General features: G+C 71.6%; 21 protein-coding genes. 14 read left to right on the top strand and 7 right to left on the bottom strand.

Annotated elements, in window-relative coordinates; all coding sequences use genetic code 11:
* Positions 1 to 143 precede the first annotated feature (143 nt).
* From ACWDX9_RS44300 to ACWDX9_RS44250, 11 genes are all read left to right on the top strand, one after another.
* Positions 144 to 464 (top strand): plasmid stabilization protein, encoded by a 321-nt coding sequence (locus tag ACWDX9_RS44300; protein ID WP_355199900.1) that lies wholly within the window; start codon positions 144 to 146, stop codon positions 462 to 464.
* A 269-nt stretch (positions 465 to 733) separates the two neighbouring features.
* A complete protein-coding gene (locus ACWDX9_RS44295; protein WP_449965813.1) occupies positions 734 to 1,207 on the top strand; it encodes a hypothetical protein in 474 nt (157 codons plus the stop codon).
* Between the two features lie 5 nt (positions 1,208 to 1,212).
* The gene (locus ACWDX9_RS44290; RefSeq protein WP_449965810.1) at positions 1,213 to 2,370 is read left to right on the top strand and encodes an SRPBCC family protein; all 1,158 of its coding nucleotides are present in this window, start codon (positions 1,213 to 1,215) and stop codon (positions 2,368 to 2,370) included.
* A gap of 18 nt (positions 2,371 to 2,388) precedes the next feature.
* Positions 2,389 to 2,796 (top strand): gas vesicle protein GvpJ, encoded by a 408-nt coding sequence (gene gvpJ, locus ACWDX9_RS44285; RefSeq protein WP_449965809.1) that lies wholly within the window; start codon positions 2,389 to 2,391, stop codon positions 2,794 to 2,796.
* Between the two features lie 2 nt (positions 2,797 to 2,798).
* Complete coding sequence (locus ACWDX9_RS44280; RefSeq protein WP_449965807.1) at positions 2,799 to 3,611, top strand: GvpL/GvpF family gas vesicle protein; 813 nt, start codon at positions 2,799 to 2,801, stop codon at positions 3,609 to 3,611.
* Positions 3,611 to 3,874 (top strand): gas vesicle protein GvpG, encoded by a 264-nt coding sequence (locus ACWDX9_RS44275; RefSeq protein WP_449965805.1) that lies wholly within the window; start codon positions 3,611 to 3,613, stop codon positions 3,872 to 3,874. Before ACWDX9_RS44280 ends, ACWDX9_RS44275 begins: the two co-directional genes overlap by 1 nt.
* Before the next feature lie 4 nt (positions 3,875 to 3,878).
* Positions 3,879 to 4,250 carry a gas vesicle protein GvpO gene (gene gvpO, locus ACWDX9_RS44270; RefSeq protein ID WP_449965803.1) on the top strand — a complete coding sequence of 124 codons (372 nt, stop codon included), beginning with the start codon at positions 3,879 to 3,881 and terminating at the stop codon, positions 4,248 to 4,250.
* On the top strand, positions 4,247 to 4,669 hold the full coding sequence (gvpJ, locus tag ACWDX9_RS44265; protein WP_449965800.1) for a gas vesicle protein GvpJ: 423 nt from the start codon (positions 4,247 to 4,249) through the stop codon (positions 4,667 to 4,669). Before gvpO ends, gvpJ (ACWDX9_RS44265) begins: the two co-directional genes overlap by 4 nt.
* Positions 4,662 to 5,438: a GvpL/GvpF family gas vesicle protein gene (locus ACWDX9_RS44260; RefSeq protein ID WP_449965797.1), complete on the top strand. Its 777-nt coding sequence runs from the start codon at positions 4,662 to 4,664 to the stop codon at positions 5,436 to 5,438. The genes gvpJ (ACWDX9_RS44265) and ACWDX9_RS44260 overlap by 8 nt, the downstream gene beginning before the upstream one ends.
* The gene (locus tag ACWDX9_RS44255; protein ID WP_449965794.1) at positions 5,435 to 5,674 is read left to right on the top strand and encodes a gas vesicle protein; all 240 of its coding nucleotides are present in this window, start codon (positions 5,435 to 5,437) and stop codon (positions 5,672 to 5,674) included. Before ACWDX9_RS44260 ends, ACWDX9_RS44255 begins: the two co-directional genes overlap by 4 nt.
* Positions 5,655 to 5,984, top strand: a complete 330-nt coding sequence (locus ACWDX9_RS44250) for a gas vesicle protein K (protein ID WP_350735710.1) — start codon at positions 5,655 to 5,657, stop codon at positions 5,982 to 5,984. The genes ACWDX9_RS44255 and ACWDX9_RS44250 overlap by 20 nt, the downstream gene beginning before the upstream one ends.
* A 72-nt stretch (positions 5,985 to 6,056) precedes the next feature.
* Here ACWDX9_RS44250 and ACWDX9_RS44245 read toward each other — a convergent pair whose 3' ends face one another.
* The 3 genes from ACWDX9_RS44245 to ACWDX9_RS44235 form a co-directional block, all read right to left on the bottom strand.
* A complete protein-coding gene (locus ACWDX9_RS44245; protein WP_449965792.1) occupies positions 6,057 to 6,620 on the bottom strand; it encodes a hemerythrin domain-containing protein in 564 nt (187 codons plus the stop codon).
* 64 nt (positions 6,621 to 6,684) lie between these two features.
* Positions 6,685 to 7,242 (bottom strand): hypothetical protein, encoded by a 558-nt coding sequence (locus tag ACWDX9_RS44240; RefSeq protein ID WP_449965789.1) that lies wholly within the window; start codon positions 7,240 to 7,242, stop codon positions 6,685 to 6,687.
* 212 nt (positions 7,243 to 7,454) lie between these two features.
* Entirely contained in the window at positions 7,455 to 7,850 is a 396-nt protein-coding gene (locus tag ACWDX9_RS44235; RefSeq protein WP_449965786.1) for a hypothetical protein, read from the bottom strand.
* 184 nt (positions 7,851 to 8,034) lie between these two features.
* On the opposite strand from ACWDX9_RS44235, the gene ACWDX9_RS44230 reads away from it, so the two are divergent.
* On the top strand, positions 8,035 to 10,137 hold the full coding sequence (locus ACWDX9_RS44230; RefSeq protein ID WP_449965783.1) for a hypothetical protein: 2,103 nt from the start codon (positions 8,035 to 8,037) through the stop codon (positions 10,135 to 10,137).
* Positions 10,138 to 10,190: 53 nt separating this feature from the next.
* Here ACWDX9_RS44230 and ACWDX9_RS44225 read toward each other — a convergent pair whose 3' ends face one another.
* Positions 10,191 to 11,855, bottom strand: a complete 1,665-nt coding sequence (locus tag ACWDX9_RS44225) for a hypothetical protein (RefSeq protein ID WP_449965780.1) — start codon at positions 11,853 to 11,855, stop codon at positions 10,191 to 10,193.
* Between the two features lie 171 nt (positions 11,856 to 12,026).
* Here ACWDX9_RS44225 and ACWDX9_RS44220 point away from each other — a divergent pair, with 171 nt between their 5' ends.
* Positions 12,027 to 13,811, top strand: a complete 1,785-nt coding sequence (locus ACWDX9_RS44220) for a cellulase family glycosylhydrolase (RefSeq protein WP_449965778.1) — start codon at positions 12,027 to 12,029, stop codon at positions 13,809 to 13,811.
* 58 nt (positions 13,812 to 13,869) lie between these two features.
* Positions 13,870 to 14,946, top strand: a complete 1,077-nt coding sequence (locus ACWDX9_RS44215) for a cellulose binding domain-containing protein (protein ID WP_449965775.1) — start codon at positions 13,870 to 13,872, stop codon at positions 14,944 to 14,946.
* On the opposite strand, the gene ACWDX9_RS44210 is transcribed toward ACWDX9_RS44215, so the two are convergent.
* The 3 genes from ACWDX9_RS44210 to ACWDX9_RS44200 form a co-directional block, all read right to left on the bottom strand.
* Positions 14,939 to 15,148, bottom strand: a complete 210-nt coding sequence (locus ACWDX9_RS44210; RefSeq protein WP_449965772.1) for an MbtH family protein — start codon at positions 15,146 to 15,148, stop codon at positions 14,939 to 14,941. The two genes, ACWDX9_RS44215 and ACWDX9_RS44210, sit on opposite strands and share 8 nt — an antisense overlap.
* Positions 15,149 to 15,166: 18 nt before the next feature.
* Entirely contained in the window at positions 15,167 to 16,855 is a 1,689-nt protein-coding gene (locus ACWDX9_RS44205; protein WP_449965769.1) for an ABC transporter transmembrane domain-containing protein, read from the bottom strand.
* On the bottom strand, positions 16,842 to 20,153 hold a 3,312-nt coding region (locus tag ACWDX9_RS44200; protein ID WP_449965766.1), incomplete at its 5' end, for an amino acid adenylation domain-containing protein. The genes ACWDX9_RS44200 and ACWDX9_RS44205, both read right to left, overlap by 14 nt.

Here is a 20,153-nt window from a genome sequence, read left to right as displayed (position 1 = left end):
GCCTACCCGCCCCCCCCGCGACCCGCCCTGTAGACCACGCGGCCGCGCCTCCCGCCCGGGAGGCGCGGCCGGTTCGTTTCGTGGCTTTCAGCTGGGTAGATGGCCGAACAAGCCAACCGCGAACATTGGGCAAAGGGGGAAACATGCCTCGCGGATCAAGCCGGAAACGGGAACGACAGTACGAGCACATCAAGAACAGCGCCAAGAAGCGGGGCGAAAGCACCAAGCGGGCCAAGGAGATCGCCGCCCGGACCGTGAACAAGGAACGCGCCAGGGCCGGTGAGTCTCGGACCGCCAGCCGTACCTCGACTCAGGACATCTCCTCGAGCCGGCGCGGAGGGCTGCGCTCGCACTCCGGAGCGGGCGGCCGTACGCGGGATCAGCTCTACGAGGAGGCCAGGCGCCGCAACATCAAGGGCCGCTCCAAGATGAGCAAGGCACAGCTGGAGAGAGCTCTCGGTTGACCGGACGCCCTGCCGGGGAGTTGCGGGCCCCCGCAGCGTTCCGGCAGGGCGTCAACCGTGCCGCTCCAGGCGCCGAAGCCGGCCGGCACCCGTCCCTCCCCCTGATCGTGATCGCACGAGCCCTCATGCGTCTGCGTATGGCCACGTTCACGTAGAGCAATCGCTGCCCGCCGGACGAAGGTATGTCCATTTTTGGGGCTTATGTGTTTCCGTATCCCCTTCGCGGGCAGGGTGGGACCGATCGGGCAGCCGAGTGAGGAGGGCTGGTCATGAAGCACAGGTGCCGAGTGGCGCTGGCTCTGGCCGCGGGTTACTACCTTGGCCGGCGCCGCAAACTGCGCTGGGCGGCCGCCTTGGCGGCGGCCGGGGTGGCCGGCGCGTTGCGGCAGAGCAATGGCGGGGGCGGTCTCCTGGGGCAGGGGCTGAAGATTCTCGGCTCGTCTCCGGAGATCGAACAACTCACCGGCAGGCTGCGCGGAGAACTGCTTGAGGTCGGCAAGGCGGCCGCCGTCGCCGCGACGAGCAGGCAGATCGACTCCCTGACCGAGAAGCTGCACGGGCGAGCCGAGTCGATCCGGCAGGCGGGACGCCCGCGTGCCGCGGAGGAAGAGCCGGAAGACGAGGAAGAGTACGGCGAGGATTCGTACGACGAGGAGCCTCCGGAGGAGGAGAAGCCCCGCGTGCGGCGGCCGAGAGCCGGGCGGGTCCCGTCCGTCCCGCCTGTGAGCAGAGGGCGGAGGTGAGATCCATGGCACAGGAGAGCAAGGCCGGGCCGGTCCAGAAGGTCGCCCAGGAGGTGCTGCCGAAGGATCTTCTCATGGAGGGCGCGCAGAAGCTGGTCCAGGCTCTGGTGGAGCGGGCGCTGTCGTCTCTCACCGATCGGCTCGAAGGCATGACGGGCAGGCTCAGCGAATACGCGGAGGGCGGCGGAACCGGGCTGTTGAGAGCCGTCACCGGATCCGAGGGCGGTCCCGGGAAAATCATCGGGAAATCGCTGCTGGCCGGGGCGGGAGAAGCCGTCAAGGAGACGGTTCGAGGACTGGGGAAGAAGGGGAAAAAGGCCGGGAAGGTGCGGATCACCAATATCGTCGAATCGATTGATGTGGGTGCTCCGATCCGGGTCGTCTATAACATGTGGACCCAGTTCGAGGATTTCCCGGGCTACATGAAAAAGGTGGAGAACGTCGACCAGGAGTCCGATCAGAAGGTCAACTGGAAGGCGCAGATCTTCTGGTCCCATCGGACCTGGGAGTCGCACATCGTCGAGCAGGTGCCCGACGAGCGGATCATCTGGCGGTCGAAGGGGGCCAAGGGCTTCGTCGACGGTGCGGTGACCTTCCACGCCGTCACTCCCGACCTCACCCGCGTCCTGCTCGTCCTCGAGTATCACCCGCAGGGCATGTTCGAGCGCGTCGGCAACATCTGGCGGGCGCAGGGCAGGCGGGCGCGTCTGGAGTTCAAGCACTTCCGGCGGCACGTGATGACGCAGACGATGCTGCATCCGGAAGAGGTGGAGGAAGACGGCTGGCGTGGTGTGATCCACGACGGCAAGGTGGTCAAGTCGCACCAGGACGCCGTCGAGGAGGAGCAGGGCGAAGAAGAAGAGGAGCGGCCGGAAGAGGAATTCGAGAAGGCCGAGAAGCCCGAAGAAGAAGAGCGGGAAGAGGAGCCGGAAGGCGAATACGAGGAGGAAGAGGAGCCCGAAGCAGAATACGAGGAGGAGCCTGAGGCCGAGTACGAAGAGGAGCCGGAAGAAGAGGAAGAGGAAAAGGAAGAGAGAACGCGTCGCCGCGCCGAGACCGGCGGGGGCCAGGGCGCCCGGCGTCCGGTGCGACGGCGTCCCGCGGAAGAGGAGGAAGAGCCCCGGCGGCCGGTTCGCCGCAGGGTGGCCACCCGACGCGGGTGACGCTCGAGGAGCGAGGAAATGACTGTACAACCTGCGGCGGGCGGAATGGCGGACCGTCCGACCCCGACGGGTCTGGCGGACGTGATCGACACGATCCTCGACAAGGGACTTGTGATCGACGCCTATGTCCGGGTCTCACTGGTCGGCATCGAAGTTCTGACCATCGACGCGCGTATCGTGATCGCCAGCGTGGACACGTACCTGCGCTTCGCCGAGGCCGTGAACCGGCTGGATCTCGAGGAACAGGGCCAGGGCCTGCCGGAGATCATGCAGGAGATGAAGGGCGGCCAGATCGGCGACAGGACCAAGGACATCACGCAAGGGGTGCTGGAGGCCGCAGGGGACAAGCTGCACGAGCTGGTCGGCGACCCCACCGAGGACTCCGAACGCCGGCCCGCCCGGCCTCGCCGGAGGGAGGAAGGCTGACCATGGCCGAGTCTGTCGACACCGCCCCTGCTTCGTCCGAGGAGGAGCGCACACCCCTGGATCAGGGCCTCAACACCTACGTCTACGGAATCGTGCCGGAGGACGTCCAGGTCTCCGACGACGCGCGCGGCGTGGGCACCCCGCCGGCGCCCGTGCGCCTGGTGAGGCACGGCAAGATCGGCGCCCTGGTGAGCGAGGTGGCGGTCGCCGGCCCGCTGGGCACGCCTGACGACCTCGTGGCGCACCAGCAGCTGCTGGACGCCACCGCGGCCGAGGTCCCCGTGCTTCCCCTCCGGTTCGGCGCGGTGCTGACGAACCGGGAAGCGGTGGTGGACGAGCTGCTGGCCCCGCATCACGACGAGTTCGTCGCCGCCCTCGACGAGCTGGAGGGACGGGCGGAGTTCGTCGTCAAGGGACGCTACGACGAGCGGGCGGTGCTCATGGAGGTGCTGAACGAGAACGTCGAGGCGGCCCAGCTGCGCGACGAGATCCGGGGCAAGCCCGAGGCCGCGACCAGGGAGGCGCGCATCCGGCTGGGCGAGGTCGTCAACCAGGCGGTCAGCGCCAAACGGGAGGCCGACACCGAGGCCGTCCTCGACCGGCTCACCCCGCTCAGCGTCTTCACCGTCGTACGCGAGCCGTCCCACGAGCGGGACGCCGTCCACCTGGCGCTCCTGGTCGAGAGCGACCGCCGGGGTGCGCTGGAGGAGGCCGTGGGGGAGTACTCCCGGCTGTGGGCGGGACGGATCGAGCTGCAGCTGCACGGCCCGCTGGCGCCGTACGACTTCGTGGTGAGCGCCGGGGAGGGCGGCTGATGGGCCTGCTCAGCCTCGTCTTCGGCTGGCCGCTGGCGCCGCTGCGCGGCGTGATCCGGCTCGGTGAGCTGATCCAGGAACAGGTCGAGCACGAGCTGCGCGATCCGACGGTGGTCAGGCACCGGCTGGAGGAGATCGAGGAGTCCCGGGCCGCCGGCCTGATCTCCGAGGAGGAGGAGGCCCTGGAGACGCGGGAGGTCCTGCGGGGGATGATGGGCGGCCTCGGTCCGGTCGAGCCGGCGCGGCGGGACGAGGGGAGGTGATCCCGTGCCTGAGAGGCGAAGGGCTCGCGAGGAGGGGGTTGCGCCTCCGGCGCGTTCGAGAGACCCCGCCGGCGACACCGCCGAGCGGCCGAAGCGCCGCCCTCGTGGCCTGTCAGCCGCGGCCGCGGGCGGGTTCGGACTGCAGCACATTGCGGACCTGACCGGCAGGGAGACGGAGGGCGTGACCCGGGTGAAGCCCGAGGACGACGGGTGGCTGGTCAACGTCGAGGTCGTCGAGGACCGCCGCGTCCCTTCCTCCGGCGACATCCTCGCACTCTACGAGGCCGAACTGGACATGGAGGGCGATCTGCTCTCCTACCGGAGGCTGCGGCGTTACCGGCGTGGCAGCGGCGACTACGTGGAGGAGTCGCGATGACCGAGCAGTACCGGCCGGGGGTCGTGGGACGCCAGTCCTACCCGTCCTCGGTGTCCTCGGGTCGCGAACCGGCCAACCTGGGCGACATCCTCGAACGGGTCCTCGACCGGGGCGTGGTGATCGCCGGGGACATCCGCGTGAACCTGCTGGACATCGAGCTGCTCACGATCAAGCTGCGGCTGATCATCGCCTCGGTCGACACCGCCAGGGAGATGGGCATCGACTGGTGGGAGCACGATCCCTGGCTCACCGGCAAGGACAAGGCCCTCGTCGAGGAGAACCGCCGGCTGCGCGACCGGATCGCGGCCCTGGAGGAGGGCCGGCCGCGGCGCCCCGCCATCGAGCCGATCGAGGGCGAGGTCGAGGAGGTCGAGGAGGTCGAGGAACGGCCGGTCAGAAGGGGACGGCGCGGTGGATGACGCGGGCACGTACCTCTACGCCGTGGCGAGCGACGTGGCCGTCCCCTGCCCGGAGGGCCTGAAGGGGGTGGCCGGCCGGGACGTGCGGGCCATCGCCGAGTCCGGCCTGGTCGCGTACGTGAGCACCGTCCCGCTGGACCAGTTCGGCGAGGAGCCGCTGCGGCGATCCATGGAGGACCTCGACTGGCTGGGCGCGACCGCCCACGCCCACCACCGCGTGGTGGAGGCGGTGGCGCGGCTGGGGCCGGTCGCGCCGGTGCGCCTCGTCACGGTCTACAGCGGCGAGGAGCAGGTCCGCCGCCTGCTGGAGGAACGGCACGACGACTTCGCCGACACGCTCACCCGCGTCGCGGGCCGGCAGGAGTGGGGGGTGAAGGCGTACGTGGTGAAGACCGAGACCGCCCCGGCGGCGCCCGAGACGAGCGACCAGGAGCCCGCCAACCCCGGCACCGCCTACCTCAAGCGGCGCCAGGCGAGCCTGCGCACCCGCGAGGAGTCGTGGCGGGACGCGGGGGCGCGGGCCGAGCGCATCCACGACGTCCTCAGGTGCGTCGCGGTCGCGAGCCGGCGGCATCGGGCGCAGGACCCGCAGCTTTCCGGCAGGGACGAGTGGATGGTCCTCAACGGCGCCTACCTGGTCGACGAGGAGCGCGCGGAGGAGTTCGCGCGGACTCTGGACGAGCTGCGCGGGCAGGGGATCGAGCTGGAGCTCACCGGCCCCTGGGCGCCCTACTCGTTCACGGTTCTGGAGGAGGGAGGCCCGCGATGACCCACGACACGCCGCCGCGCGGCGCCGTCCTGGCCGCGGAGGAGCGCCTGCCGGCGGAGCGGGTGGCGCTGGTCGACCTGCTGGACCGGCTCCTGGCCGGCGGCGTGGTGGTGAGCGGGGATCTCGTCCTGTCCATCGCGGACATCGACCTGGTACGCATCTCCGTCCGCGCGCTGATCATGTCGGTGCGCGAATCCGACACTTTCGGGGGAGTCGATGGCGAGCTCTGGAGATGAGCCGGCCACCCGGGTGCGGGAGGCGCGATCCAGCCGCCTGCGCATCGAAGCCGACCGCGAAGCGGTCGAACGTGACCTGTCACGCCTCGTCCTCACCCTGGTCGAGCTCGTGCGCCAGCTGGTGGAGCGGCAGTGCGTGCGGCGGATGGAGCAGGGCGACCTGTCGGACGAGCAGGTCGAGGTGCTGGGCGTGACGTTGATGCGGCTCGAGGAGGCCATGACGGAGCTGTGCGAGCGCTTCGACCTGTCGCCGTCGGACCTGAACCTCGACCTCGGGCCGCTCGGCACACTCCTCCCCGAGGACCGCTGACCCGGCTCAGGGGCCGCTCTCCCGCTGGCGAGATAGTGTCCCCAGGCCGACGGGCCTGGGGACGGATTCACTTCAGGAGCGGCCCCGGCCGGTGAGGGCGTCACGGATGCGATCCACCAGCCCCGTTCCCGCCGCCAGCAGCTTGTTGGCCGGCGGAGTGTCGGGCGCCGACGGGTGCGGCCGGGTGGGAGCCGTCTTCTTGGCCCGCTCCACCTTGGCCCCGAGTTCCCTCAGCTCCTCGGGCGCGCAGGCCTCGCGCAACCGGGGGAACAGATCGTTCTCCTCTTCGCGGACGTGGGCGCGGATCTGGCTCATCAGCAGATCCGTGGTGAGCCAGAACTCGGCGTCGCCCGGCTCCAGCCCCTCGAGCCGCTTCATGGTCTCCTCGGCGTCGGCGTGCTCGGAGATCTCCTGATCGGCCAGCTTGGCGCCGCCGGGGACGTGCTCGCGGACGGCCGGGTACAGGTATTGCTCCTCGGCGACCGAGTGCCGTACCAGTTCGATGACCACCTGCTCGGTCAGCGTCTTGGGCTCCTCGCCGATCGCGCCCCTCATGTGGTCGAGCTCGGAGAACATCCGCTCGACCTCACGGTGGTCGGTGACCAGGACCTCGATCACATCTTGCTGCGTGTTCATGCGAGCCTCCTCTCGCGGCCCACATTCCCGCTGACAGCGGCCGAAACCTGTGACGGCCCGGCTGTCACCAGGCGCGCGTCCGCCCGAACCACACGTTGCGGGCGCGGAAATAGGTGTCGCCGTCGGGACCGGGCCGCTGGTCGTTGACGCCGACGTATTCCAGGATGTCGGTCTCCGGCGGCCATTCCGGCCAGGTGCCGGTGGTCCAGAAAGCCGGCCAGATGCCCGGCCCGGTCTGCGTCCGGAACTCGCCCTCGATGTCGTACTCGGGGAACTGGTCGTTGACGATGATCTGCTGCTTGGCGTGGATGGCGCCGGAGCGGTACCACAGGGGGGCGTGCGGGGGTTGCGGGCTGGTCCCGGGCGAGGCGGACAGCCTGGTCGCCTTCAAGGTCAGCACGCCTTGGCTGAGGGAGACCTGGGCGGCCTCCATGCGCGCGGCGCCATTGTGGGTGTCGGGGTCGCTGTCCCAGGGATAAAGGTAATTCCACGCCGCGTTGAAGGCCGTTTGACTGTTGAAGGAGGTCTTCTCGACGAGATTCTCCCAGGTGGCCGCGCTACGGCCGGCGCTCGGGGCGGCTGCCTGGGCGTCGGCCGGGATGAGTGAAAGCCCCAGGCCCATGCCGCCGGCTGCCGCCGCCGAGGTTAAGAATGTACGCCGATTGATTTCCTGATCGGACATTTCTTCCTTACGCGAGGAGGAGAAGTGCGGGAATGCCGGATCGGGACTAAATCGGGTTAATGATCATGGTCGGGCGGACTCAGTATGCCCCATGGGCCGCCACGTCCGCGACCGCCCCGCGGGCCTGAGGCCTCGCCTCTGCCCCTACGTCCTCACCGGCGTTCGGGCGGGCCTGGCGTGCCGATGTTGATGGAGCCGGAGATGTCACCGGCCTGGATGACCGTGCCGGTGATGCGCGCGTCGCCGCCGATGGTGTTGCTCACGTCGTGCTTGTACTGAAGGAGCCGGGCCGTCTCGCCGGCCCAGTCAGCCAGCGATCGCTGGAACTCGCCGTCCGCGTGCGCGTGGTCCACCAGGACCCGCGTCGTCTCCTCCGGTGGCCTCGTGTCAGCCTGCTCCAAGGCGGCCGTGACGGCGGCATCCGTGCCGAACCGCCGCCGCACGAGCGCCGTCAGCGAGCCCCACGCGCTCTTGCCGGCCTCGCCCGCGGCGCCGCCGGCGATGGCGGAGACCACCGCCGTCAGGGTGGCGATGACACTCGGATCCATCGCTCCTCTTTCGCGTGTGAGAGGTGTCCTTCGAGCGTAGATCCACACCGGGGCCGAGCGCGCACGGCACGGGTACTCATGCCGATCGGTTATGGCTTCCCTGTGCGTATCCGAGAGTCCCGGCCGAAGGGGAACACTCCTGAATCGTGACCGGCGAAGAGCGTTCATGGGCGAGGCGGGCGTGGTGAGCACTGAAGGGGGCGGAATTGTCCGCAATGAGCTCTCCGGGCAGGTGACCGGCACGGTGGTGCAGGCCGCGGACGTCGGTGTCATCAACATCGCCGCGGCGCCCGCCATGCCCGCCGCTCCCGTCCGGGTACCCCGGCAGGTGCCCGCGGAGCCGCCCGGCTTCGTCAACAGGACGCTCGAGCTGGCGCTGCTCGACCGGCACCTCGCCGACGGCCCCGCCGTGGCGGTCGTCTGCGGTTTGAAGGGAGTCGGTACGAGCGCCGTGGGGCGGCGCTGGGCCCACCAGGCGCGGGAGCGCTTCGGCGACGGCCAGCTCTACGTGGACCTCGGGGCGTTGCGGCACGGCGGGGCGACCGGGGTGAGCGACGTCCTCGCCGCCTTCCTGCGGGCGCTCGGCGTCCACGAGAGCTGGATCCCGGGGGAGTTGCCGGAGCGGGCGGCGATGTTCCGCTCGATGACGGCGGGGTCGCGGCTGCTCGTGCTGGTGGACGGCGCGGAGCACGCCGCGGAGGTGACCCCGCTGTGCCCGGCCTCGCCCGGCAGCGCCGTGGTGGTGACCAGCCACCGCCGGCTGCGCGGGCTGCTCGCCGAGGGCGCGGTGCCCGTCACGGTCGGCCCGCTGGATACCGAGCAGGGGCTGCGGCTGCTGACCGGGATGCTCGGGGAGGAACGAGTCGACGGGCAGCGTACGCACGCCGCCGAGCTGGTGCGGCTGTGCGGCGGGCTGCCGATCGCCCTGCGGATGGCCGGCGCGCAGCTGCTGCGGCACCCGGCGTGGTCGGTCGAGCGGCTGATCCGGGACCTGGCCGAGGCCGGACGGCGTCTCGACCGGGCGGCCACGGAGGGCGGGGTGTTCGTGGACGCGTTCTTCGAGGCTGTCTATGAGGGCTTGCCGGAAGGCGCCGCCCGGCTCTACCGGCTGCTCGGCGTGCTGCCCGGCAGCGCGTTCAGCCCGGGGCTGGCCGCCGCCGTGCTGGACGACGAGCCGGATCAGGCGCTGGACCTGCTGCTCGACGCGCATCTGGTGGAGGAGTTCGCGGAGGACCGCTACCGGATGCATGACCTCGTCCGCCTGCACGCGGCCCGTCGTGCGCGCAGCGCGGAGCCGCCCGAGGCGCGGGAGTCGGCGCTGCGACGGGCGGCGGAATGGTATCTGACCGGGGCGGCCGCCGCCGACGCCGCGATGGGCAGGCGGTTGCGGCTGGCCGACCACAGCGAGCGCGCGGGGTGGTCGTTCGCCTCGCGCGGTGAAGCCCTCGACTGGCTCGACGCCGAACGCGCCGACCTGCTGGCGGTGCTGCGCGCCGCCGCCGCGCGCGAGTGGGACGAGATCGTCTGGCAGCTGGCCGAAGCGCTCTGGCCGCTCCACCACGATCGCGGCTATCACGCCGACTGCGCCGAGGCCAACGCTCTGGGGGTGGAAGCCGCGCTCCGCCTGGAGGCTCCCGCCGTGGAGGCCAGGATGCGCAACCAGTTGGCGCGTGCCCAGCTGATGCTCGGCGAGCTCGACCAGGCGCGCGATCAGCTCGTACGGGCCCGGCAAGCGGCCCGAGCGTCCGGCGACCCGAGGATGGAGGCGGTGATCCTGGAATCGCTGGGCCGGGCCGCCCTCGTCCAGGCGGAGCCCGACGCCGCCGCCGAGAGCTTCGCCGCGGCCTCGGCCATCCACGAGCGGGCGGGCAACGGCCGAGGGGTCGGCATGCAGCAGTACCACCTCGGCCTCGCCCACCTGGACGCCGGCCGGCACGGGGCAGCGGCGGCCGCCCTCGGCCGCGCACTGCCCCTCATGGTCGCCGCCGGAGACGCGCTCAGCCAGGGGCGGATCCACCTGGAGCTGGCCAGGGCCCAACGCGGGCTCGGACGCCGTGCCGAAGCGATCCGGTCGGCGCGGACCGCCGCGGAGATCACGCGCGAGTGCCGGGTGCCGGTGAAGGAGACCCAGGCGTGGGAGCTCCTGGCGGAGCTGGCCGAGGACGGCGGTGACCGCGAGGAGGCGGCGGACTGCCTGCGGCGGGCCCTGACGGTCTGCCTGGCCTCGGGCAACCTGCCCAGGGCCGAGACGCTGCGTGCCCGCCTGGCCGCCGTGGACCGACCCTGATCTCGGCGTCACAGTTGACGACTACCTGCCGGTCGCCCACTCCGACCCTGATCTCAGGAGTCACAGTTGACGACCACCTGCCGGTCGCCCACCCGGACGGTGATCCCGGAGTGGAGATCCTCCCGGCTCCGGCCCCGCACGAGCCAGCCGTACACCGCGGACGGCAGGCATCGGGGGTCAGGATCGCCGCCGCGGGCCGGCGTGATGCCGACCCGCAGCCGCTCTCCGTCCCTCAGCGTCAGGTCGACCGACCGGTCGCCGACGATCTCGGCGGTCATGAAGCAGCCGGGGTACCGTCGCAGCGTCTCCTGGGCCCAGCCCGGCCGCGTTTCCCGGCCGACCACGATCGCGGCGTTCTCCAGCAGCCGCGGGTTCACCTCCTCGGCGTCCACGACCAGATGCGGGTCACGCACCTGGCCGCCGGGCCGGCGCTCCAGGACGGCGGGATATCGGCGGACGGTCACGCAGCCGCCGCCGACCACCGCCTCCACCTCGAAGGAGAGCACCTCGCCGCGCTCGGGCAGCGGCTCGGCGAGTGGCCGGGCGGTCGCGGGCGCGGCGGGCTCGGGCAGCTCCATCAGCCGGTACGCCAGGCGCCGCAGCAGGCCACCCGCCTGACCGGGCATGCCGAGGGTACGCCCGGCGACGTCGTCGTGCGGACCGTGGGCCGCCATGGCCTGCTCGATCTGCGACAGGACGGCGCCGGCCGGGTCCAGCCGGGGCAGAGTCCCGGACAGCAGGGCCGTAGGGGAGCCGGGGTCGAGCTCCTCGGCCTCGCGTCCGGAGGAGGCCAGGAGCACCGGGCGACCGAGGGCGGCGCCGTAGAAGGTGACGGAGCCGTGATCGCCCACGATGACGTCCGACGCCACGAGCGCGGCCTGCCAGCCCTGCTGCGGCGGGAGCACCAGCAGGCCGCCGTCACGGGCGTCGGCCAGCCACAGGCGTACCTGCAGGCCGCCGTGGCCGAACCAGGCGTTGGGGTGTGCCGCCAGCACGACCTGGTATTCGTCGACGGGCAACTCGGCCACCAGCCGGGCCACCACGTCGCCGTTCGCGCCGAGCAGGGAATGCGCGCCCCACGTCGAGCTGACCAGCACCAGCTTGCGGTCCGGGCCCACCCCCAGAGCCCGCCGGTAGCGGTCACGCCGGGCGAGGTTGGCCCGGATCCGGTCGAACACCAGGTCACCGACCACCACGGCCCGCGGGAGCGCCTCGGGACACTCCCGCTCCAGCCGTGACAGTTGCTCGTGATGCGACGGGGCGATGGTGGCCGGCACGACCCTGCCCTCGTGGACGAGCTGGTGCCGCGCCAGCCCTGAGACCCCGCTCTCGGGGCCATCGGCCGGGCTGAGGAGCCGGTTGTACCCGGCGCCGTGCGGTACCACCAGCAGCGGGGCCTTGAGCTGGTGCAACGCGCCGTTGGCGCTGGCCGGGGCGGCGAGGTGGAACGGCGTCTCCACGGCCTGCGACCAGGGCACGGTCCGCGCCTGGACACTGAGCAGGTAGTCACCGACGCCATCGTCGAAGGCCGAGCCGGCCACGACCGTGAACAGCACCTGCACGCGAGGGTCGGACCGGAACAACGGCAGGATCTCCAGCAGCCGCCCGGCCGAGGTCACCGTACGCGCCACCGCGAGGACGGTGCGGCTGGAGCCGACCGTGCGCCACCGGGCAGCCTCGTCCCCGACCGGCACGCGCAGCCAACGCTCGCCGCTCATGAGATCACACTGTATCCCCACCGGTCGGGATGAAAGTTTCAGCAGCGTTCGCCGCCTTTTTCAAGGTCGGCGCGGCTGCCCCGGCCCCGGCAGCGGGCGCGTTCTTGCGAAGCGGACTCGTCGGGAAGAACGTTTGGGAGCGCTCCCATCAATAAGTCACGGAGAACCCCCATGTCCATTCACCGGAACTCGTGGCGCAGAGCCTTGTCGGCCGCGGCCGCCGTGCTGCTCGCCGGATTCGGTCTCGCCGCCGCGCAGACCGCTGCCGAGGCCGCCGCGTCGTGTTCGGCCACCTACTCCAAGGTCTGGGACAACGGCAGCGCCTTCGGCGCCAACATCAACGTCACCAACACCGGTGACCCGTTGACCAAGTGGTCGTTGAGCTTCGACTTCCCCGACAACCAGGTGATCACCCAGATGTGGGAGGGCGTGCCGACCCCGGCCACGCCCACCCCGGCGGGTGCGGCCGTCACCGTCAACCCGACCACCTACAACGCCGCCAAGGCCACCGGGGCGACGTGGACCGTCGGCTTCAACGGCACGTACACCGGCGCCAACAACCCGCCGCCCAGCGTCTCGTGCGTCGGCAACGGCAACGGAGGCCCGCAGCAGCAGGCTCTGGTGGTCTCCTCGACCAGCGTGAGCGTGCCCGAGGGCGGGTCCGCGAGCTACACGGTCCGCCTGCAGTCCCAGCCGACCGGCAACGTGACGGTCACCAGCACCGCGGGCACCGGCGACAGCGACATCACCGTGAGCGCCGGCGCCTCCCTGACCTTCACCACGGCCAACTGGAGCACCCCGCAGACCGTGACGCTCCGCGCGGCACAGGACACCGACCGGCTCAACGGCACCCGGCCCATCAGCGTCGCCTCCTCCGGCCTGACCACGGTCACGGTCAACGCCACCGAGGCCGATGACGACGACGGCACCAACCTCCCGGCGCCGATCCTGCGCGTCTCCGGGAACAAGCTGGTCGCCAACAACGGCAACACCTACCGGCTGCTCGGCGTCAACCGGGCCAGCGGCGAGTTCGCCTGCGTGCAGGGCAAGGGCATGTGGGACAGCGGCCCGGTGGACAAGGCCTCGATCGACGCCATGAAGGCGTGGAACATCCACGCGGTCCGGATCCCGCTGAACGAGGAGTGCTGGATCGGCACCAACGGCTCGCCCAGCGGCGCCGCGTACCAGCAGAACGTCAAGGACTACGTGAACCTGCTGGTGAACAACGGCGTCACGCCGATCGTGGAGATGCACTGGAACTACGGCCAGTACACCGGTCAGGGCGCCGGCTGCTCCGACACCGCGGCGACCTGCCAGAAGCCGATGCCGGACGCGCAGTACGCGCCCACGTTCTGGACCGGCGTGGCCAACGCGTTCAAGGGCAACAACGCGGTCGTCTTCGACCTGTTCAACGAGCCCTACCCGGACGCCGCCGCGAACTGGAACGCGACCGCCGGCTGGACCTGCTGGCGCGACGGCGGCACCTGCACCGGCATCGGCTACCAGGTGGCCGGCATGCAGTCGCTGGTCAACGCCGTACGCGCCACCGGCGCCACCAACGTGATCATGCTCGGCGGCCTGGCCTGGTCCAACGACCTGAGCCAGTGGCTGACCTACAAGCCGACCGACCCGGCTGGCAACCTCATGGCCGCCTGGCACACGTACAACTTCAACACCTGCTCCAACGTCTCCTGCTGGAACAGTCAGGTCGGCGCCGTGGCCGCGCAGGTGCCCGTGCACGCCGGCGAGATCGGGCAGAACTCCTGCGCCCACGACTACATCGACCAGGTGATGGCGTGGGCCGACGCGCACGGCGTCGGATACACCGCCTGGACCTGGAACCCGTGGGGCTGCAGCCAGGGCAACGTCCTGATCACCGACTACAACGGCACCCCGACCAGCACGTACGGCGAGGGCTTCAAGGCACATCTGCTCACCCAGAACCCCTACTCGTAGAACCCCCGGCCCGGCCCGCCACCGGGCGGGCCGGGCCACCTCACCCGGGGAGTCACCGATGCTTCGCCGATCCCACCTGTACGCCCTGCTCACCGCGCTCCTGCTGGCGGTCACCCTCGGCGCCGCCCTGCCCGCCACGTCGGCGGCGGCGCCCGTGCGCATCATGCCGCTCGGCGACTCCATCACCGCCGGACCCGGCTGCTGGCGCGCCATGCTCTGGCACCGCCTGCAGACGACCGGGTACACCGGCATCGACTTCGTCGGCAGCGACCCCGACGGCGGCTGCAACTACGGCTACACCTACGACGGCGACCACGAGGGCCACGGCGGCTACTCCGCCACCGGCATCGCCGACCAGAACCAGTTGCCGCCGTGGCTGGCCGCGGCCAGGCCCGACATCGTCCTCATGCACCTGGGCACCAACGACATGTGGGGCGGCTTCATCCCGACCAGCACCGTTCTGGCCGCGTACACGAAGCTGGTCGGTCAGATGCGCGCGAGCAACCCCACCATGAAGATCATCGTGGCGCAGATCATCCCCATGAACCCGTCCGGCTGCGCCACCTGCGCGGCCGGCGTGACGGCGCTCGACAACGCGATCCCGGGCTGGGCCGCCGGCCTCACGACCGCGCAGTCGCCCATCGTGGTCGTGGACCAGTGGACCGGCTTCAACACGGCCACGGACACCGGCGACGGGGTGCACCCCAACGACGCCGGCTTCCAGAAGATGGCCGACCGCTGGTACCCGGCGCTCGCGCGGGTGCTCGACGGCGTGATTCCGCCGACCACGCCCACCCCGACCCCAACCCCAACACCGACGCCCGGTGACGGCCGGTGCACCGCCGCCTACCGGGTGATCTCCCAGTGGGGCGGCGCCTTCCAGGCCGAGGTCACCGTGAAGAACACCTCCACGCGCGCGGCCTCCGCCTGGACGACGACCCTCACGTTCGCCGACGGGCAGCAGGTCCGCGAATCGTGGAACACCGCAATCACGCAGAACGGCGCCACCGTCACGGCGCGGAACGCCGCCTACAACGGCAGCCTGCCGGTCGGCGCGTCCACCGCGTTCGGCTTCAACGCGACGTGGAACAACGCCACCAACACGCCGCCCCAGGTGAGCTGCGTGCTCAGCTGAGCCTCTCGGCCAGCGAACGCGGGCGCAGGTCGGTCCAGTTTCGCTCGATGTAGTCCAGGCAGGCGGCGCGGCTGCTCTCGGGGAGGACGACGGTCCAGCCGGCGGGGACCTCGGCGAAGGAGGGCCACAGGGAGTGCTGGTTCTCGGCGTTGACCAGGACCAGGAAGCGGCCGTCGGCGTCGTCGAACGGGTTGGTGGTCATGCTTGATCCCTTCTGGGTTCACCGGGCCACGGCCAGGCGGTAGTTCTCGTCGGTGGTGAGCAGGTTGCGATGGGTGTCCTCCGCCGTGATGACGCCGCCGTCCAGGACGAGGACCCGGTCGGCGGCGTCGAGGAGGGCCGGGCTGCTGGTGATCACGACGGTGGTGCGGCCCCGGCGCAGCTCCGCGACGTTGCGCGCGATGAGCTGCTCGGTGACCGCGTCGACGGCCGTGGTCGGGTCGTGCAGGACGAGGATGTCGGCGTCGGCGGCCAGGGCGCGGGCCAGCGACAGCCGTTGGCGCTGCCCGCCGGAGAGGTTGGCGCCGCGGTCGCGGACGCCGTAGTCGAGCCCGTCGGGGTGGAGGGCGACCACGTCGACCAGCATGGACGCCTCGACGGCTTCGGGGACCAGGCGGCCGGTGCCCGCCGGGTCGATGTTCGTGCGGAGGGTGCCCGCGAAGATCTCCCCGTCGTACGGGTTCACCAGCATGCGCTCGCGGACCGCCTCGATCGCCAGGTCCGCCGCCTCCCGCCCGCTGACCCGCACCACGCCCTCGTACGCGCCGGGCGGGACGTTCACGGCCAGGATCGACACGAGATCGGCCGCCGCGCGCGGCTGGTAGGCGGCGATCGCCACGAACTCCCCGGCCGGCACGTGGAACTTCAGCTCGCGCAGCGCCCCGTACCGGACGCCGTCGACCTCCAGGTCCCCGCCCGCGGACGGGCGCTCCGGCCCCGGGGTCATCACCGCGGGCGCGGCCAGCACCAGCGCCATCCGCTCGGCCGACGCGCGCGCGATCATCACGTACTTCGGCATCTCCGAGAACAGCTTGAGCGGTTCCATGATGAACTGCGCCAGCCCCACGGCCATGACGAGCTGGCCGATGGAGATCCGGCCCTCGAACGCCAGCCACCCCGCCGCCAGGGTCACCGCGGTGGCGAGGATCGCGTTGAGGATCTGCGCGGCGCCGGCGTACGCGCCGTTCACCTTGGCGACGGTGACCGCCTGGCTCCTCGCCTCCGTGCTGACCTTCCGGTAGGACAGGAACGCCGCGTGGGTGCCGCCGAAACCGTGCAGCGGCCGCAGGCCGGTGATCAGGTCGGCGACCTTCGCGCCCGCCCGCGCCACCCGGGCCTGCTGCTCGCGGGTGCCGGCGCCGATCCGCCTGGACAGCACGCTCAGGATCGACAGGATCGCGACGGTTCCCACGATCACGAGCAGGCCGAGCCACACGGTGGCCGTGCCCAGGGCGACCGCCGTGATCAGCACCGCGACCAGCGAGCTGACCAGCAGCGGCACCACCTCGATGATGTCGGCGGTCTGGTCGGCGTCCTCGGTGGCGATGGTCAGGACCTCGCCGGACTTGAGGTCGGCGTCCCTGGCCACGGGCTGGAGCCCGCAGGCCGCGACCCGTACCCGCCAGCGGTGCGCCTCGGTCGTGTTGGCCTTCTGCAGGATGCGCATCCCGAACCGCCACGACAGCGACACCGTCGTGATGATCACGGCCAGCGCGGCGATCGACACCGCGAGCGAGCCCAGGCCGCGCTCGCGCATCGTGTGCTCGACGATCAGGCCGAGCGCGATGGGGAAGGCGGTCTCGCCGGCCTGGTACATGCCCATGAGGACGGTGCCGCAGGCCATGGCGCCCGCGTTGCGTCGCAGTGCGGTCCGCAGGATGCCGGACCCCGTACGGTCAGGAGTTGTCATCGAGGTGCCGGGCAATCGCTTCGGGGGTCCGCAGGGCGAACAGGTCACGAATGGTGATCACGGGGCCGTACTCGCGGCGGAGCAGCCCGATCAGCCGCACCGCCAGCATGGAGTGCCCGCCGAGGGACATGAAGTCGCTCACCGCGCTCACCTCGTCGTCGTCCAGGTCCAGCGCCTCGGCGAAGAACTCGCACACCACCGTCTCGGTCCCGGTCGCCGGGCCGCGCTCGCCCGCCGTTGTCAGCGTGCCCAGCGGCCTGGCCTCCGGCAGCGCCTTGGCGTCGGCCTTCCCGTTCACGGTCAGCGGGATGGCGTCGACCTGGGCGTAGTGCGTGGGGCGCAGGAAGTCCGGCAGCCCGGCGCCCACCTCGGCGGCGACGGTCGCGAGGTCGGAGCCGCCCAGCACGAGGTAGGCGGCCAGCCGGTACGCGCCGTCCACCTGCGGGTCCGGCTGGGCGACCGCGGCGGCGAACCGCACCGCCGGGTGCGCCTCGAACGCGGCCTCGACCTCGCCCGGCTCCACCCGGTGCCCGCGGATCTTGACCTGCTGGTCGGTGCGGCCCAGGTACATGAGGTTCCCGTCGGGCCGCCGGACCACGAGGTCCCCGGTGCGGTACATGCGCTCGCCTGGCTCGCCGTACGGGCAGGCGACGAACCGGTGCGCGGTCTGGGCGGGCTGCCCGAGGTAGCCGCGCGCGATGCCGACGCCCGACACGTACAGCTCGCCGGGCACGCCGTTCGGCACGGGCCGCAGCCACGGGTTTAGCACGTACACGTCGGTGTTGTCGATCGCCACGCCGACCACCGGGTCCTGGCACTCGAAGGTGCCGACGCCGAGGGTGTTGATGGTGTACTCGGTGGGGCCGTACAGGTTGTAGCCGACCGTCCCCTCGGTCTCGGCGAGCCGGCGCCACAGCGCCGGGGTGACCGCCTCGCCGCCCAGCAGCACCAGCGCGGGCCGCCGTGCGGGGTCGTCCAGCAGCCCCTCGGCCACCAGTTGCTGCGCGTAGGTGGGGGTCACGTTGATGACGTCGATCCCGTGCTCGAGGCAGTACTCGACCAGGCGGGGCGCGTCGCGCCGCAGCTCCTCGTCGCAGATGTGCACCTCGTGGCCGTCGGCGAGCCACAGGAGCTCCTCCCACGACATGTCGAACGCGAACGACACGGTGTGCGCGATCCGGAAGACCCGGTGCCCGTGCCGCGCCAGCACCGGTTCGAAGATCCGGCGCTGGTGGTTGATGAGCATGTTGGTGAGCCCGGCGTACCCGGTCACCACACCCTTGGGCTTCCCGGTCGATCCGGAGGTGTAGATGGTGTACGCCGGGTGCCGCAGCCGGTCCGGGTCGTCCGGCGCGAACGTCGTGAACGGCTCGGCCTCGGGCAGAGGGCGGTCCAGCTCGATCAGGTCGCCGGTCAGCCGGGGGGCGACCGCGCTCACGGTGAGGATCACGTCCGGGCGGGCGTCCGCGACGATCGCGGCGATCCGCTCGTCCGGGTGGTCCAGCTCCAGCGGCACGTACGCGGCGCCGACGCGCAGCACGGCGAACAGCGCCACGATCGAGTCGAGAGAACGCGGGATCGCCAGGCCCACGGTCGTCTCGGGGCCGATGCCGCGCCGGGCGAGCACCCCCGCCACCGCGCGGCTGCGGTCCCTGAGCTGGGCGAACGTCATGGTCCGGCCGTGGGCGACGAGCGCGACCCGCTGCGGGCCGCCGTCCGCCGCCTGGTCGAACCGGTCGACCACGGTGTCCGTGCCGACGTCCGTGCGTACGGCCGGCTCGGGTTCCGGCCCCAGCCCCCGCAGCGCGCCCACCGGCCCGGTCGAGCGGGCCAGCTCCTCGAGCACGCGCACGTAGTCGTCCAGGAGGCGGCGGGCGCGCTCCCCGTCGTCGTCGCGGTGCTCCAGCTTGATCGTGAGCCGGTCGCCCGGCGTGACGACCCAGGTGAACGGGTAGTGGGTGGAGTCCTCGGCGCGCACCTCGGTGATGCCGTGCCGGGCGTTCATCGTGGCGAGCGCGTCCAGGTCCAGGAAGTTCTGCAGCACGAACAGGTTGTCGAACAGCGTGTCGTGCCCGCCGGCCCGCTGGATCTCGCCGAGCCCCAGGTGCTCGTGCTCCATCGCGGCGACCCTGGCCGCCTGCACGGCGGACAGATACTCCCGTACCGTGTCGTCCGGCCGGGCCCGCGTCCACATGGGCACGGTGTTGAGCAGCACGCCGACGATGTCGGACAGGCCCTCGCCCTCCCGGCCGGAGACGGTCACGCCGAACACGGCGTCGCTCCGGCCCGTGTGCGCGCCCAGCAGCAGGCCGAACGCGCCGGTCAGCACCGAGTTCAGCGTGACGCCGTGGGTCCTGGCCGCCTCCCGCAGCAGGTCCGACTGCCCGGGGGAGAGCGTGCGTACGAGGGCGCTCGGCAGCTCGTCCGGCAGCGACGGCGACGGCCCGGCGAGCAGCGTCGGGCCGGGGAGGCCGGTCAGGTGCCCGGCCCAGAAGCGTTCCGACGCGGCGAGGTCCCTGGCGGCGAGCGCCCGGGCGTGGCTCTCGAAGCTGGGCGTGGCCGGGACCGGGACGAGTGGCGCTCCCGCGAGGACGGCCTCATAGGCGTCGAACAGGTCACGGAGCACGATCTCGCGGGACCAGCCGTCCCACAGCAGCAGGTGGTAGCTCAGGAGCAGGCCGTCGCGGTCGCCGGGCAGGCGCACCACGGTCAGCCGGATCAGCGGCGGCTCACCCGGGTCGAAGCCCGTGTCGCGGTCCCGGGCGCGCAGGGCCTCGACCTCCGCGTCCGTCGACAGCGTGACCACGCGGACGTCGACCCGCCGACCGGCCGCGAGGACCTGGACCGGGTCGCCGCCGGCGTCGGTGGTGAAGCCGGCGCCCACGACCGGGTGCCGCGCGATCACGTACGCCATCGCCTCGGCCAGGGCGCCGGTGTCCAGCCGCCGGTCGAAGGTGAAGTAGTTCTGGGCGACGTAGTGCCCGGCCGGGCCCGCCAGCTGGGCCTGGAAGAACAGGCCCTTCTGGAGCGGGGTGACCGGCGCCGTCCACTCGGCGGTCGCGGCGGCGTCCGCGATCCGCTCCACGGCGCGCCGCCAGTGCTCGGTGAGCTCGTCGGGGACGCCTTCGGCGAGGGTGAAGACCGCGCGCAGGCTTCCGGTGGCCGCGTCGATCCACGCGTTGACCTCGACGGCGTACGGGCTGCCCGGGTCGCCGCCGGTGATGTCGAGCGCCTGGGACTCGCTGCCCCGGCCGAGGTAGTTGAACAGCACCTGCGGGCGCGCGTTCAGCAGCGGCGC

The sequence above is a fragment of the Nonomuraea sp. NPDC003201 genome (genome assembly GCF_053590415.1).
The sequence above is the reverse complement of the archived record's forward strand: the minus strand, read 5'-3'. Positions and strand labels throughout refer to the sequence as shown.